Raw genomic sequence first — 14,096 nt, forward strand, 5'->3', positions numbered from 1 at the left:
GCTCCCACAGGGATCTCTGCAGATCTCGATAATGGGTACACCACAGAAACCTGTGGGAGCTGGCTTGCCAGCGATGGCGTCCTCAATGACACAACACAAGGCCTGGCCGCTCTGGCACGGCCCTTGCGTACCCGTCATTCAGGTTTTGCACGAAAACGGCCGCTGCGTGAACAGCATCCATCCACCCAACCACCGCACCCGAAAGTCCAACAGATCAAACAATAAAAAACAGAGAGGACTTATGACTTCCACCACACAGCTCAAACCCACACTCGGCACCCTGCATCTGTGGGGCATTGCCGTCGGCCTGGTGATTTCCGGCGAATACTTCGGCTGGAGTTACGGCTGGGGCACCGCCGGCACCCTCGGATTTCTGGTCACGGCGCTGATGGTCGCGACCATGTACACCTGCTTCATCTTCAGTTTCACCGAACTGACCACCGCGATTCCCCACGCCGGTGGGCCGTTTGCCTACAGCCGTCGGGCATTCGGCGAGAAAGGCGGGTTGATCGCCGGCATCGCCACCCTGATCGAGTTCGTCTTTGCACCACCGGCCATTGCCATGGCCATTGGCGCCTACCTCAATGTGCAATACCCGGAGCTTGACCCGAAGATCGCCGCCGTCGGCGCGTACTTTGTGTTCATGACCCTGAACATCCTCGGCGTCAGCATCGCTGCAACCTTTGAACTGGTGGTCACCGTGCTGGCCGTCGCCGAGTTGCTGGTGTTCATGGGCGTAGTCGCGCCGGGCTTCAGCTTCAGCAACTTCGTACTCAACGGCTGGTCGGGTTCCAACGAGTTCACCCTGGGCTCGATCCCCGGGATCTTCGCGGCGATCCCGTTCGCGATCTGGTTTTTCCTCGCCATCGAAGGTGCGGCTATGGCGGCCGAGGAAGCCAAGGACCCAAAACGCACAATTCCCAAGGCTTACGTCAGCGGCATTCTGACCCTGGTGTTCCTCGCCATCGGTGTGATGGTGATGGCCGGCGGTGTCGGCGACTGGCGCCAGCTGTCGAACATCAACGATCCGCTGCCACAGGCGATGAAAGCGGTGGTCGGCAACAATTCCTCGTGGATGCACATGCTGGTATGGATCGGCCTGTTCGGCCTGGTGGCGAGTTTCCACGGGATCATCCTTGGCTACTCGCGACAGTTCTTCGCCCTCGCCCGCGCCGGTTACCTGCCGAAAAGCCTGGCCAAGCTGTCGCGCTTTCAGACCCCGCACCGGGCAATTCTGGCCGGCGGCGTGATCGGCATTGCAGCGATCTACAGCGATGGCCTGGTCAATCTGCAGGGCATGACCCTGACCGCCGCGATGATCACCATGTCGGTGTTCGGCGCGATCGTGATGTACATCATCAGCATGCTCAGCCTGTTCAAACTGCGCAAAACCGAACCGAACCTGGAACGCACCTTCCGCGCCCCGGGCTATCCGGTAGTGCCGGCGATTGCGCTGTTCCTGGCCGTGGTGTGCCTGGTGGCGATGGCGTGGTTCAACACGCTGATCGGCTGTGTGTTCCTGGGCTTCATGGCCGCTGGCTATCTGTACTTCCAACTGACCGCCAAGCAACGCGCCGAAGCCCCGGCAGACGCTATGCTCGAAGGTATCTAGTTGCACCGGCACCGGGCTCGTCGCCCGGTGCCCGCTTTATAGAAGTGCACACAATACCTGCAGGCCTTCGCCTGCTCGCGATGGCATCAGCGCGGTATGACTGTTGCACCGAGTTGCCTGCATCGCGAACAGGCGAAGGCCTACACAAAAGCAGATTGCAGTAATTACTGGAGGACACCGCACCATGGCCGCATTTGCCCATTCCGTCGGCGCCCAGACCTATCGCTTCGACAGCCTCAAGGACGTCATGGCCAAGGCCAGCCCGGCGCGCTCCGGGGATTTCCTGGCCGGCGTCGCCGCGCTCAATGACGGCGAACGCGTGGCCGCGCAAATGGCGCTGGCCGACATCCCGCTCACGCATTTCCTGCAGGAAGCACTGATCCCCTACGAGTCCGATGAAGTCACCCGGCTGATCATCGACACCCACGACAAGCAAGCCTTCGCGATGGTCAGCCACCTCACCGTCGGCGGTTTTCGCGACTGGCTGCTCAGCGATGCCGCCGACGAAACCAGCCTGCGCAGTCTTGCCCCCGGCCTGACCCCGGAAATGGTCGCCGCCGTGTCGAAGATCATGCGCGTGCAGGATCTGGTGCTGGTAGCGCAGAAGATCCGCGTGGTCACCCGATTTCGCGGCACCCTTGGCCTGCGCGGGCGCCTGTCGACCCGCCTGCAACCCAACCATCCGACCGACGAGCCATCCGGCATCGCCGCGAGCATTCTCGACGGCCTGCTGTACGGCAACGGCGACGCGATGATCGGCATCAACCCGGCCACCGACAGCATCGCCTCGATCTGCGCGATGCTGGAAATGCTCGACGCGATCATCCAGCGCTACGACATCCCGACCCAGGCTTGCGTGCTGACCCACGTCACCACCTCGATCGAGGCGATCAACCGTGGCGTGCCGCTGGATCTGGTGTTCCAGTCAATCGCCGGCACCGAAGCGGCCAATGCCAGTTTCGGCATCAACCTCAACGTCTTGCAGGAAGGTTATGACGCGGGGCTGAGCCTCAATCGCGGCACTCTCGGGCAGAACCTGATGTATTTCGAGACCGGTCAGGGCAGCGCGCTGTCGGCCAACGCCCATCACGGTGTCGATCAGCAGACCTGCGAAACCCGGGCCTACGCCGTGGCGCGGCATTTCAAGCCGTTTCTGGTGAACACCGTGGTCGGCTTCATCGGCCCGGAATACCTCTACAACGGCAAACAAATCATCCGCGCCGGCCTCGAAGACCACTTCTGCGGCAAGTTGCTCGGCGTGCCGATGGGCTGCGACATCTGCTACACCAACCATGCCGAAGCCGACCAGGATGACATGGACACCCTGCTGACGTTGCTCGGTGTAGCCGGGATCAACTTCATCATGGGCATCCCCGGCTCCGACGACATCATGCTCAACTACCAGACCACTTCGTTTCACGACGCGCTCTACGCGCGCCAGACCCTGGGCCTGAAACCGGCGCCGGAGTTCGAGCAATGGCTGGCGAACATGGGCATCTTCACCCAGGCGGACGGCAAGGTCCGCTTTGGCAACAACCTGCCGCCGGCCTTCCGCCAGGCGCTGGCGCAACTGGGATGAGTGTTATGGAAAAACCGCCTGTCGACCCGCAAAACCCCTGGCTGGAACTGCGCCGCCTGACCCCGGCGCGTATCGCCCTCGGCCGCACCGGCACCAGCCTGCCGACCAGCGCCCAACTGGATTTCCAGTTCGCCCACGCCCAGGCGCGGGATGCGGTGCATCTGCCGTTCGATCATCCCGGGCTGAGCGCGCAACTGAGCGAACGCGGGCGCGAGAGCCTGTTGCTGCATAGCGCGGCAACGGATCGCAACAGCTACCTGCAACGCCCGGATCTGGGGCGCAAGCTCAGCGAAGACTCGGCGCAACGCCTGCGTGACCATGCGCAAGCGCATCCGGGCGGCGTCGATCTGGTGATTGTGGTGGCGGACGGTCTGTCGGCGCTGGCGGTACATCGGCATACCCTGCCATTTCTGACGCGACTGGAGGAGCAGATGAGCGCCGACGGCTGGTCGGCAGCCCCCGTGGTGCTGGTGGAACAGGGTCGGGTTGCCGTTGGTGATGAAATCGGCCAGTTGCTCGGGGCAAAAATGGTCGTGATGCTGATCGGAGAGCGTCCCGGCCTCAGTTCACCGGACAGCCTGGGGTTATATTTCACCTACAATCCAAAGGTCGGGCTGACCGATGCCTACCGTAACTGCATTTCCAACGTACGGCTGGAAGGCTTGAGTTACGGCATGGCGGCGCATCGCTTGCTGTATCTGATGCGCGAGGCCTGTCGGCGACAACTGTCGGGCGTGAACCTGAAGGACGAAGCACAGGTGCAGACGCTGGAGTCGGACACAGGTGCGGACATGAAGGGAAATTTCCTACTGAGCCCGCCCATAACCTGAACCGTTTCCGCATTGCCTTTCTGCGCTGCTTTCAGGCAGGATCGCTGCACGGCCGCAGGGTTTCCCATCGCCGTCAGAGCAGTTGAAGACAGCCACTTGAAGACGAGACCTATCATGCGGATTATTCAAGCGACCCTCGAACATCTGGATTTGTTGACCCCGTTGTTCGTCAAATATCGCGAGTTCTACGGTTCCCTGCCTTACCCGGATTCCTCCCGGGCGTTCCTCGAAAAGCGTCTGCGCCGCAAGGAGTCGGTGATTTACCTGGCCCTGGCCGACGATGATGACAAGAAGCTGATGGGCTTCTGCCAGCTCTATCCGAGTTTCTCTTCGCTGTCGCTCAAGCGCGTGTGGATCCTTAACGACATCTATGTCGCCGAAGATGCCCGCCGCCAGCTAGTGGCCGACAACCTGATCCGCACCGCAAAGAAAATGGCCAAGGAAACCCAGGCCGTGCGCATGCGTGTCTCCACCAGCAGCAACAACGAAGTGGCGCAGAAAACCTACGAATCCATCGGATTCAAGGAAGACACCGAGTTCAAGAACTACGTGTTGCCGATCAGCGACGAGCTCTAGGGCTCAGACGCTCACGTTGATCGAAGGCATGTTGTGGCGAGGGAGCCTGCTCCCTCCGGGCTGCCAAGCAGCCCTGTCTCAGTCAACTCAACGTGTCGGGCAAATCAAAGCCCGGGAGTGCTGCTCCCCCAGCGGGCGCAAGCTCCCTCGCCACAATCCATGCCTGCCTGACAATTGTTCACACCCCGACATCCCCCGCTACAAAACCAACGCGCTTTTCACCTCTCAGACCGTATAATCCCGAGCTTTCCGGCTTGTAAGAAAAACTACACCCCGCTGTAGGCTTACACCCAAATCATCCGCACAGGCCTGCAGAGTCGGGCCATCACCACAGGTGCCCCATGGATTTCAACCCGCTCGACCTTATCCTGCATCTCGACGTCTACCTCGATTTGCTGGTGACCAACTACGGGCCGTGGATCTACGCGATTCTGTTTGCCGTGATCTTCTGTGAAACCGGTCTGGTGGTCACGCCGTTCCTGCCGGGCGACTCGCTGTTGTTCATCGCCGGTGCCGTCGCGGCGGGCGGTGGCATGGATCCGGTCCTGCTGGGCGGCCTGCTGATGCTGGCGGCGATTCTGGGCGACAGCACCAACTACGTGATTGGACGAACGGCCGGCGAGAAGCTGTTCAGCAACCCGAACTCGAAAATCTTCCGCCGCGACTACTTGAAACAAACCCACGACTTCTATGACAAGCACGGCGGCAAGACCGTGACCCTGGCGCGTTTCCTGCCGATCATCCGCACGTTCGCGCCGTTCGTCGCCGGCGTGGGGAAAATGCCCTACCCGCGTTTCTTCGGCTTCAGTGTATTCGGCACCATCCTCTGGGTGGGCGGTCTGGTGACCCTGGGCTACTTCTTCGGCAACGTACCGTTCATCAAGAAGAACCTGTCGCTGCTGGTCGTGGGCATCATCCTGCTGTCGCTGATACCGATGATCATCGGTGTCGTACGCAGCCGTTTCGGCGGTGCCAAAGCCGAAATCCGCTGAGCCATGTGGTCACTGAGCGCCTGGCGACGCCGGCGCATTCTGGCCAGGCACCCGATTGCCGACGAGCTATGGCAACGGGTGCGCCAGCATCTGAGCTTTCTGGACGGTATCAGCGCCGCCGAAGATCAGTGGCTGCGTGAAGCCTGCGTGTTATTCCTCGAAGACAAACACCTGAGCGCCCTGCCCGGCGTCGAATTGCATCAGGAACAACGCCTGCTGCTCGCCGCCCAGGCACAATTGCCGCTGCTGCATCTCGGTGACTTGAACTGGTATCAGGGATTTCACGAGATCGTTCTGTATCCCGACGACTTCCTCAGCCCGCAACGTCATCGCGATGCCAGCGGCGTCGAGCATGAGTGGGATGGCGAACACAGCGGCGAAGCCTGGCAACAGGGGCCGATCATCCTGGCCTGGCCCGGGGTGATGGCCAGTGGTGGCTGGGAAGGCTACAACCTGGTGATCCATGAACTGGCGCACAAGCTCGACATGCTCAATGGCGACGCCAACGGCCTGCCGCCGCTGCACGCCGACATGCGCGTCAGCGATTGGGCCGAGGTCATGCAACACGCCTACGACGATCTCAACCGCCAGCTCGACCACGATCCTGACACCGAAACCGCCATCGACCCGTACGCCGCCGAAAACCCCGCCGAGTTCTTCGCGGTCACCAGCGAATACTTCTTCAGTGCCCCGGATCTGCTTCATGAGGCTTATCCACAGGTCTACTTGCAACTGAAGCTTTTCTACCGGCAGGATCCGTTGAGCCGGTTGCGGCAACTTCAGGCCACAGACCCGGTCTATCAGGCGCACGACTAAGGTCTGAACGACTTTCGGTACATGGCGTCGCCGGCAGAATATGCCTATAATCGCCGCCACTTTTTGGTCAATCCGGCCAAGTGTTTTTGGTCAACTACGGGGGCAACGCCCAATGAGCTATAGCAAGATTCCGGCTGGCAAAGACCTGCCAAACGACATCTACGTCGCGATCGAGATCCCGGCCAACCACGCGCCGATCAAATACGAAATCGACAAAGACAGCGATTGCCTGTTCGTTGACCGTTTCATGGCCACCCCAATGTTCTACCCGGCCAACTACGGTTTCATCCCGAACACCCTGGCTGACGACGGTGACCCCCTCGACGTGCTGGTTGTGACCCCTTACCCGGTTGCACCAGGCTCGGTGATCCGCGCGCGTCCAGTCGGCGTCCTGAACATGACCGACGACGGCGGCGGCGATGCCAAAGTCATCGCAGTCCCACACGACAAGCTGTCCCAGCTGTACGTCGATGTGAAGGAATACACCGACCTGCCGCCACTGCTGATCCAGCAGATCGAGCACTTCTTCGCGAACTACAAAGATCTCGAAAAAGGCAAATGGGTCAAGATCGAAGGCTGGGCTGGCGCTGACGCCGCTCGCGACGCGATCACCAAGTCGGTTGCTGCCTACAAAGGCTAAGCACCTGCACCCTGCGTGATGCTTGACGAAAACCCCGGTTGATCCGGGGTTTTTTGTAAGCGAAAAGTATCCATTTAAACGTTTCGTTTAAATCCCGAGCAGCACGGTTTTAACTTGTTTAATTTCCCACATTAACGTCTTACATCCCGTCGCAAAATTCAGCCCGTTTTTGAACGACCGGTTTATTCAAACCGCTCTGGCACGGCCGTAGACTCCGTGTTTATGAGAAAGAACACTAGCGGTCCACGATTCAAGGCACTCCTGGAAGCAGCGAACATCACCACCACGGGATTCGCAAAGTTCTGGGGCACGGAAGCCCAAAATGTCCACAACTGGTACACCCGGGGCGTCCCGGCGTATCGCATGGAAGAAGTCTCACGCCTGCTGTCCGTCAACAGCGAATGGCTCAAAACCGGCGAAGGCCCCAAGGAGTCGCCTGGCCTGACGCCGCCCGCCAGCAACGGCGACACCTTCGATGCCCACGCCATCCGCGGCGTCTACACGGTCGTCGACCCCAATGACATCGACCTGACCTTCTTCAAGGAAACCCCGCTCACCAACGGTTCCGGCAAAACCCACGTAATCCAGGACCCGGACCAGACCATCCGCCTGCTGCGTGCGCACCTCGACAACCTGGACATCCGTCACGCGGACGCCATCTGCGCGCACATGATCGGCAACAGCATGGCCGACCGCATCGAAGACGGCTCCGTCGTCGCCATCGACCGCGGTCTGACCCAAGTGGTTGACGGCGAGATCTACGCCATCGAACACGACGGCATGCTGCGCATCAAATACCTGCACCGCATGCCCGGCAACGGCCTGCGCCTGCGCAGCCACAACAGCGCCGAATACCCGGACGAAGTCTTCCACCCCGCACAGATCGAAGAGCAACGGATTCACATACTGGGCTGGGTGTTCTGGTGGTCGACCCTGAGCAAACGCCGGCCGGTGGTGCCGTTTCTCTGATCTCACTGCCTGCAAAGCCCACTGTAGGAGTGAGCCTGCTCGCGATGAGGCCCTGATAATCGGTACAAATCTCGAATTTGTTCGACTGCGGTCGCTCTAACCCGCACTTCAGGCTGGGAATCCCAAGCAAAACTCAGTATCCTGCGCCCCACATTTGCGCATCGACCCGCTCCCGCGGCCCAGATGACGCCTGACGCGGCAGACCAACGTCTGACCAAGTCCCACAGCCGGACGCAGATCCGGGTGTACGTTTTGAAGGCTGGCACGGTTTACCAAAAATAAGCCAAGCCAGTCCCCGAGAAGCCGGCCACAAGCCGGCTTTTTAATGCCTGCAGGAAAGTACTCCGGCCAGCATCCGCATGCGCAAGCGCCGAGAAACGACACCTTACGCTTTCAAGACTTCAACGCTCGCTCTCCAAGGCGTCCTCAGTGAGCGTTAATTTATACTCGCTCCAGTCTGTAAAAAACCTCCAGCACAAGATGCGCACGTGTCCGTTCCAACCTACGACCAATTCATCGAACCGATTCTGCGTTTTCTCGTTACTAAACCCGAGGGAGCTATCGCTCGGGATGCCCACGAAACAGCGGCCAAAACGCTGCAACTGACCGAATCCCAGCGAGATGAACTGATCGCCAGTGGCCAGGCCACCGACAAAAACCGATCAGGGTGGGCACACGATCGACTCAAACGTGCCGGCCTTTCGAGCAGTGCCAAAGGTGGCTACGAGGCACCGCGACTGAGTATGAAGGGAATAAATGAGCCGCAGGATTATTGATCGAGCAAATTTCGGAAACGACCTACAGCCAACCTGCTTGCGTTAGTAATAGAGTAATTAGCCAATCAAAGGAGGGTTGCACATGGCTAATCACGGATACATGTCGATTACTGGAAAAAAGCAAGGTTTGATCTCGTCGGGCTGTTCTATCCCGGACTCTATCGAAAACAAATGTCAGCTTGGTCACTTTGATGAAATCATGGTACTGGCTTACTCCCATAACATGGTTGCCGGTAGCGATGGAACGGTAACAGGCGGTCGCGGGCAGCACATGCCCATTGTTATCACAAAAAACATTGATAAATTTTCGCCACTCATTGCCAGCGCATTGCATGACGGTGAGGAAGTCGAATGCGTCGCTGATCTTTATCGAACGTCTCCAATAGGGAGTCAGGAAAAATACTTTACAGTACGACTGTCCGGGGCACAGATTGCGCACATGAACATTCAAGTTCCCCATGCCATCCATATGTCAGACGGTCAACCCCACGAAATCGTCGCTATCCGTTATCGCGCTATTACCTGGTCGCATGTTCAGACTGGCACCAGTTCACACAGTACGTGGACTAACGCAGTATGAGTGACCAACAGTGCGATATTCACGATGTTACGAAAGCAGCCTCGGATCTGATGTCCTTAGGCTGTACGGCTAGCGGTACATACCTGTCTGATAGCTTGGCTCAGGTGCAATTCAGCTCATTTATTGCCAACTACGTAAATGAAATAATCCGGGATGTTAACGAGGGCATAATTACTGCGTGGGATGGGGTTCAGGAGCTGAGGGCAGAGTATGACGGGCTAATACATACGACATGGTTTTATGCAAGAAACGGAATTGGAGTGGCGGCAGGTGTTATGCAGGTTGAGGTTGGAGTGGCTATTTCAGCCTCTTCTGGCGGTCTAGCCGTGATACCTGGCACGCTTATAGCGGGACATGGTGTAAACAATATATATGAAGGCATAGGGAACATACACAATGGACCTGAGGACGAAAGTATAACCGGGCCAACCAGGGCCGCCTACCAAGCAATTTTTAGAGGTGAGCATAGAGGCAATATGGCCTACTACACTACAGACTTTCTTTTATCCGGTTTCGGCTTGTTGCGCTCAGTGAGAAAATCCGAAACCACACAGCTATTTGTGCGCGACTCAATCAACTATGAAAAAGCACACAGACAAACGAGTAGCCTGGCGATGTTTTTCGAAGGGCTCATCGATGCACTAACAATTGACTCACTACACTCGGAATACTTAAAAAAGACTCAAGACAACAACCAGAACTAGTTCTATATAATGCTCCGAAGCCTTTTACCATATACATAAAATCCAATACAAGCCACGACAATATAAACAGCAATATACAATACATTTAGATGACTGACTGCAACTTGCATTATCTCAGTCACAACCCAAACTGCGATTCCCGTGACAGGAATTGAGCACCCAAGAACCAAAAAAATCAGAGCCAAATAGTAGCGAAGGCTTTCAACTTTCATAAGTTAACTTCCTTTTAAAATGCTCTATATAACCGGTTAGTTTCTGTGAGTGCCAGATACCGTGACGCTACGTACCACTTTTCCGGATTCTGACTGTGCCACAGGTTTCAGTTCACCGTAAACCCGGATCCGCTCTGACGTTTCTAAACGACACACGATATCGCCCCCAGAGCACGCATAGAACAAGACGTCGCCGCCAGAGGCTTGACTTTACCTGTCCATGCGCCCCCCAAATGGTATTTCCAATGATCAGATTCACCCAAGGCAACCTGTTGGAAGCGAAGACCAAAGCCCTCGTCAACACGGTGAACACCGTGGGTGTGATGGGTAAAGGCATCGCGTTGATGTTCAAAGAACGCTTTGCGCAGAATTACCGACTGTATGCAGCCGCGTGCAAGGCTGGTGAAGTGGAAACCGGCAAGATGCACGTGACTGCCACCAATGAACTCGATGGCCCACGCTGGATCGTGAACTTCCCTACAAAACGTCATTGGCGCTCTCCGTCGCAAATGGCGTGGATAACCGAGGGACTGCATGATCTGCGTCGTTTCTTGATAGAAAACGATGTGAAATCCGTCGCCGTCCCGCCGCTAGGTGCGGGTAATGGTGGGTTGAAGTGGCCTGAAGTGCGTGAGCAAATTGTTGAGGTACTGGACGATCTGGATGTGGATGTATTGGTGTTCGAACCCTCCGATCAATACCTGAATGTCGCTAAACGCAACGGAGTCGAGCAACTCACTCCGGCACGCGCGCTGATTGCCGAACTGATGCGGCGCTATTGGGTTCTGGGCATGGAATGCAGCCTGCTCGAGATTCAGAAACTGGCCTGGTTTCTTGAGCGCGCAATCGAGCAGTTGCCGGATACCGAGAACCCTCTGAATCTGAAGTTTGTCGCGCACAAATATCGGCCATACGCCAACCGGCTGGAACATCTGCTCGATAACCTCGATGGCAGTTATCTGCACTGTGACAAACGCATCAGTGACGCTGGCATTGGCGATGTAATCTGGTTTGATCAAGAGCGCAAAGCGTTTTTGCAGACGTATCTCAAGACCGAGGCCAAGGAATACTCGCAAGCCTTGGAGCGCACGGCCCAACTGATTGATGGTTTTGAATCGCCATTCGGCATGGAGTTATTGGCAACGGTGGATTGGCTGTTGAGCCAAGAAGGGGTATCAGCGACCGTCCCTGCGGTGCGCGAAGCATTGAAGCAGTGGGACGGTGGGGCCGGCGCTGCGGCTCGCAAGAGCAAACTGTTCGATGATCAGGCACTTGATATTGCACTCAGGCGCCTGACTTCGAGCAGTTTTCGACCTGAACTAGCGACCTGAGCAAATGAAAGGAATTGGGCAGCCACCTGCTGCCCAATCACCCTCACGGATAACTGAACGACTTCACCAACGTCAACTCCCCCACCGCCCGCATCGGCACCACAAACGTCTCCATCTTCTCGCTCGGCGTGCCTTCCTCGGTAATCACCGTCACCTGCGCCGTGGTCAACGCCTGCGCCGCCTCTTCTCCACCCTCATCATCCCCGCGATAGCCACCGCCGAAATAATTCACATACACCAGATACTGCCCCTTGATCGGCGCCGGCATGGCGAAGATTTCCGGGCCGTAGCCGGTGGTGACGTCGACGTCGAGCGCTGCGCCGTTGGCGGCGGTGCGGTCGCCGTACCAGATGTGCGCGCCATCCGGGGTGACGAGGTGCAGGTCAAGGTCGGTGCCGTCACTGTCCCACGACAGCAATACGCGCAGTTTCGCCGGGGTGGCGCCGCCGCTGGTGTTGAGGAACTGGGTGCGGTGGCGTTGCTGGCCGTCGGGGCTGCGCACTTCGACGCTGTTGCTGCCGTTGGGGAAGGAAAAGGGGCGGTCGAAGCGGCCGCTGTCGTCGATTTTCAGCGGCATGCTGACGCCGTTGACGATTAGGCGACCGGGTTCGTTGTTCTTTGGCGTGGCCTTGATCTGGCCGCTGATGCGGGCGGTGTTGGCCTGGCCGAGCGGGGTGTTGACCGACGAGGCCGGGTAGTTGACGGTTTGGCGGAAGCTTTCGCCCTCGCCTTCGGGGGCGCCACTGCGCCAGCCACCGATCGGGGTGTCGAGTTTGACGCCGTCGGCAGCCATCACCGGCGATAACGCGGTCAACGTGCAGAGCAACAGCAAGACCTGTGGATAACGGAGTGTCATGGTCTATTCCAGCAAGAGGTGACGGGCGAGCCCTTCGATGTAGGTTTCATCCTGGCCATTGGGATGTGCTTCAAAGGCCAGGTGCAGGTATTCGTGCGTCAGGTCGAGGCGATCCTGCAACGTCAGCACGCCGCGCACGTAAATGCGCTGGCGCTCGCGATCGACAAACGGGCGGCCAAACGCCAGTTTGCACACGGCGAAGGTGCTGACTTCGTTGTAGCCGGTTTCGCTTTCCAGCGTCGGACGCCAGCCGCGACGCTGCTTTTGCAGCCAGTCCTGCGCGGCGGGCAGTGCTTCGCAGGAAGCGACCGGGTTGTCCCAACGACTGAGGCTGGCGCGTGGATAGGCGTGCAGCAAAATGGCGTCGTAGCGCTGACCGGCGTTGGCTTGTTCGACGGCTTGTTGCCAGGCGAGCTTGTCCGGGCCGGGTTGATCGGAGTGATAGGTGACGGTGCTGCCGGCCAGTACCAGATCCGCCGTCCACGCCGCGATGTTGCGTGACTCGGCCGAAGCTGGACGCGGGGCGACGCGCTGGCGGTTGCTGCTGTCGTCGATGCTCAGGCAATCGCCGTTGCGCGTGGCGTTTTGCAGCAGATACGTGCGGATCGCCACGGCCAGCGCCTTGGCCGCTTCTGCAGGTTCCGGTTTGGCTTCGCGCTCAAGGACGCGGGCGACGTATTCTTCGCGATCGAGCCGGGCGACCAGTTTGTCGTTGAGCAGAAACAGTTCACCGGCGCTGTGGATATCCAGCGCATTGCCATTGGCGAATTCGACGCGGTAGTCGCCTTGCAACGGGCCGGACGTCACCACCCGCTCGCCCGCCAAGACCCGCGCCAGCGGATAACGCGAGAACAGACCGACTTCGACACAACGCCCAGCCTCCACCGGCCATGCCGCTGGCAACACCGTCGACAATGCCTGACCGTACTGTCGCAGAACCATCTGACTGGTGCCGCGCCCGCCAGCCCAGACCGGCGCACCGTCCGCCGTCCAACCGGCGAAACCACCCTGGCGCGACTGCGGGTCCTGATCGCCGAGCCAGCTCCAGGTCTTCACCCGCAAGCGCCCGCCCAGCTCACCGACGACATTGCCGTCCGCCGCGTTCAGTACCACGTCGAGTAATACGCGGCGCATCTGATCCTGCGCCGGCAGCACCGCCAACACCTTCAGCAACTCAGCCACGGAAACCCGCGTAGCCGGTTGCACCGACGGTAAGTCGAGCAACCACGACGGCGCCTGCCGCGCCTGCCAATACGTGCGCCAATCGGCAGAAGCGATGCCCAGCCGCGCCGGCTCAAAGTACAACCCGCAGGATTTCACCAACGCCTGATCACGTTCGATCTTGCCGCCCGCCGAGCAGCAATAAACCTCTTCCTTCGACTGCCCGCGACATTCATACGCGGGCTCGCGCACACCGGTATCCACCAGCCATGCATAGACGAACAATTTCCACAGGCTGCCCAGCGGTGTATCCAGCGTCGCCGGCAAGGGCTCGCGGGCGATCAGTTGCGTGTGATTCAACGACAACAACTCGCCCTTATAGGCCACGCGCAACGGCTCATCCTGCGCCGTCGCCAGCGCAGGTATCACACACATCAGCAGCCACAGCAGCGGCCGGTTCAT

General features: G+C 58.7%; 14 protein-coding genes and 1 pseudogene. 13 read left to right on the forward strand and 2 right to left on the reverse strand.

The window, feature by feature from the left end:
- Nucleotides 1-241: 241 nt before the first annotated feature.
- The 13 genes and pseudogenes from eat (at nucleotide 242) to darG (ending at nucleotide 11,617) form a co-directional block, all read left to right on the forward strand.
- The gene (gene eat, locus HV782_RS25740; protein ID WP_128614171.1) at nucleotides 242-1,612 is read left to right on the forward strand and encodes an ethanolamine permease; all 1,371 of its coding nucleotides are present in this window, start codon (nucleotides 242-244) and stop codon (nucleotides 1,610-1,612) included.
- Between the two features lie 184 nt (nucleotides 1,613-1,796).
- The gene (locus tag HV782_RS25745) at nucleotides 1,797-3,191 is read left to right on the forward strand and encodes an ethanolamine ammonia-lyase subunit EutB (protein ID WP_186746121.1); all 1,395 of its coding nucleotides are present in this window, start codon (nucleotides 1,797-1,799) and stop codon (nucleotides 3,189-3,191) included.
- 5 nt (nucleotides 3,192-3,196) lie between these two features.
- Nucleotides 3,197-4,021, forward strand: a complete 825-nt coding sequence (eutC, locus tag HV782_RS25750; protein ID WP_128614172.1) for an ethanolamine ammonia-lyase subunit EutC — start codon at nucleotides 3,197-3,199, stop codon at nucleotides 4,019-4,021.
- Between the two features lie 114 nt (nucleotides 4,022-4,135).
- Nucleotides 4,136-4,597, forward strand: coding sequence for a GNAT family N-acetyltransferase (locus HV782_RS25755; protein WP_003228592.1), 462 nt, complete (start codon nucleotides 4,136-4,138; stop codon nucleotides 4,595-4,597).
- Between the two features lie 341 nt (nucleotides 4,598-4,938).
- On the forward strand, nucleotides 4,939-5,589 hold the full coding sequence (locus tag HV782_RS25760) for a DedA family protein (protein WP_123463789.1): 651 nt from the start codon (nucleotides 4,939-4,941) through the stop codon (nucleotides 5,587-5,589).
- A gap of 3 nt (nucleotides 5,590-5,592) precedes the next feature.
- A complete protein-coding gene (locus HV782_RS25765) occupies nucleotides 5,593-6,405 on the forward strand; it encodes a M90 family metallopeptidase (RefSeq protein ID WP_128614174.1) in 813 nt (270 codons plus the stop codon).
- Nucleotides 6,406-6,517: 112 nt separating this feature from the next.
- The gene (ppa, locus tag HV782_RS25770; protein ID WP_095188472.1) at nucleotides 6,518-7,045 is read left to right on the forward strand and encodes an inorganic diphosphatase; all 528 of its coding nucleotides are present in this window, start codon (nucleotides 6,518-6,520) and stop codon (nucleotides 7,043-7,045) included.
- Between the two features lie 222 nt (nucleotides 7,046-7,267).
- A complete protein-coding gene (locus tag HV782_RS25775) occupies nucleotides 7,268-8,014 on the forward strand; it encodes a S24 family peptidase (protein ID WP_123463785.1) in 747 nt (248 codons plus the stop codon).
- 488 nt (nucleotides 8,015-8,502) lie between these two features.
- A complete protein-coding gene (locus HV782_RS25780) occupies nucleotides 8,503-8,790 on the forward strand; it encodes a winged helix-turn-helix domain-containing protein (protein ID WP_128614175.1) in 288 nt (95 codons plus the stop codon).
- An 82-nt stretch (nucleotides 8,791-8,872) separates the two neighbouring features.
- Nucleotides 8,873-9,370, forward strand: coding sequence for an Hcp family type VI secretion system effector (locus HV782_RS25785; protein ID WP_186746120.1), 498 nt, complete (start codon nucleotides 8,873-8,875; stop codon nucleotides 9,368-9,370).
- Nucleotides 9,367-10,074, forward strand: a complete 708-nt coding sequence (locus tag HV782_RS25790) for a DUF4225 domain-containing protein (protein WP_128614177.1) — start codon at nucleotides 9,367-9,369, stop codon at nucleotides 10,072-10,074. The genes HV782_RS25785 and HV782_RS25790 overlap by 4 nt, the downstream gene beginning before the upstream one ends.
- A gap of 374 nt (nucleotides 10,075-10,448) precedes the next feature.
- Nucleotides 10,449-10,535 (forward strand): annotated as a pseudogene (locus HV782_RS28690) (type II toxin-antitoxin system toxin DNA ADP-ribosyl transferase DarT); the annotation flags it as partial.
- On the forward strand, nucleotides 10,532-11,617 hold the full coding sequence (darG, locus tag HV782_RS25795) for a type II toxin-antitoxin system antitoxin DNA ADP-ribosyl glycohydrolase DarG (RefSeq protein ID WP_186746119.1): 1,086 nt from the start codon (nucleotides 10,532-10,534) through the stop codon (nucleotides 11,615-11,617). The pseudogene HV782_RS28690 and the gene darG, both read left to right, overlap by 4 nt.
- 43 nt (nucleotides 11,618-11,660) lie before the next feature.
- On the opposite strand, the gene HV782_RS25800 is transcribed toward darG, so the two are convergent.
- A complete protein-coding gene (locus tag HV782_RS25800; protein WP_186746118.1) occupies nucleotides 11,661-12,473 on the reverse strand; it encodes a YfaP family protein in 813 nt (270 codons plus the stop codon).
- Nucleotides 12,474-12,476: 3 nt separating this feature from the next.
- Entirely contained in the window at nucleotides 12,477-14,096 is a 1,620-nt protein-coding gene (locus HV782_RS25805) for a DUF2300 domain-containing protein (RefSeq protein ID WP_186746117.1), read from the reverse strand.

The organism is Pseudomonas monsensis, from assembly GCF_014268495.2.
Lineage (GTDB): Bacteria > Pseudomonadota > Gammaproteobacteria > Pseudomonadales > Pseudomonadaceae > Aquipseudomonas > Aquipseudomonas monsensis.

Bases quoted from the DNA above. Each gene is read 5' to 3' on its own strand.
- eat (WP_128614171.1), top strand. From the start codon at position 242: ATGACTTCCACCACACAGCTCAAACCCACACTCGGCACCCTGCATCTG.
- HV782_RS25785 (WP_186746120.1), top strand. From the start codon at position 8,873: ATGGCTAATCACGGATACATGTCGATTACTGGAAAAAAGCAAGGTTTG.
- HV782_RS25775 (WP_123463785.1), top strand. From the start codon at position 7,268: ATGAGAAAGAACACTAGCGGTCCACGATTCAAGGCACTCCTGGAAGCA.
- HV782_RS25745 (WP_186746121.1), top strand. From the start codon at position 1,797: ATGGCCGCATTTGCCCATTCCGTCGGCGCCCAGACCTATCGCTTCGAC.
- HV782_RS25760 (WP_123463789.1), top strand. From the start codon at position 4,939: ATGGATTTCAACCCGCTCGACCTTATCCTGCATCTCGACGTCTACCTC.
- HV782_RS25790 (WP_128614177.1), top strand. From the start codon at position 9,367: ATGAGTGACCAACAGTGCGATATTCACGATGTTACGAAAGCAGCCTCG.
- HV782_RS25755 (WP_003228592.1), top strand. From the start codon at position 4,136: ATGCGGATTATTCAAGCGACCCTCGAACATCTGGATTTGTTGACCCCG.
- eutC (WP_128614172.1), top strand. From the start codon at position 3,197: ATGGAAAAACCGCCTGTCGACCCGCAAAACCCCTGGCTGGAACTGCGC.
- HV782_RS25765 (WP_128614174.1), top strand. From the start codon at position 5,593: ATGTGGTCACTGAGCGCCTGGCGACGCCGGCGCATTCTGGCCAGGCAC.
- darG (WP_186746119.1), top strand. From the start codon at position 10,532: ATGATCAGATTCACCCAAGGCAACCTGTTGGAAGCGAAGACCAAAGCC.
- ppa (WP_095188472.1), top strand. From the start codon at position 6,518: ATGAGCTATAGCAAGATTCCGGCTGGCAAAGACCTGCCAAACGACATC.
- HV782_RS25800 (WP_186746118.1), bottom strand. From the start codon at position 12,473: ATGACACTCCGTTATCCACAGGTCTTGCTGTTGCTCTGCACGTTGACC.
- HV782_RS25805 (WP_186746117.1), bottom strand. From the start codon at position 14,096: ATGAACCGGCCGCTGCTGTGGCTGCTGATGTGTGTGATACCTGCGCTG.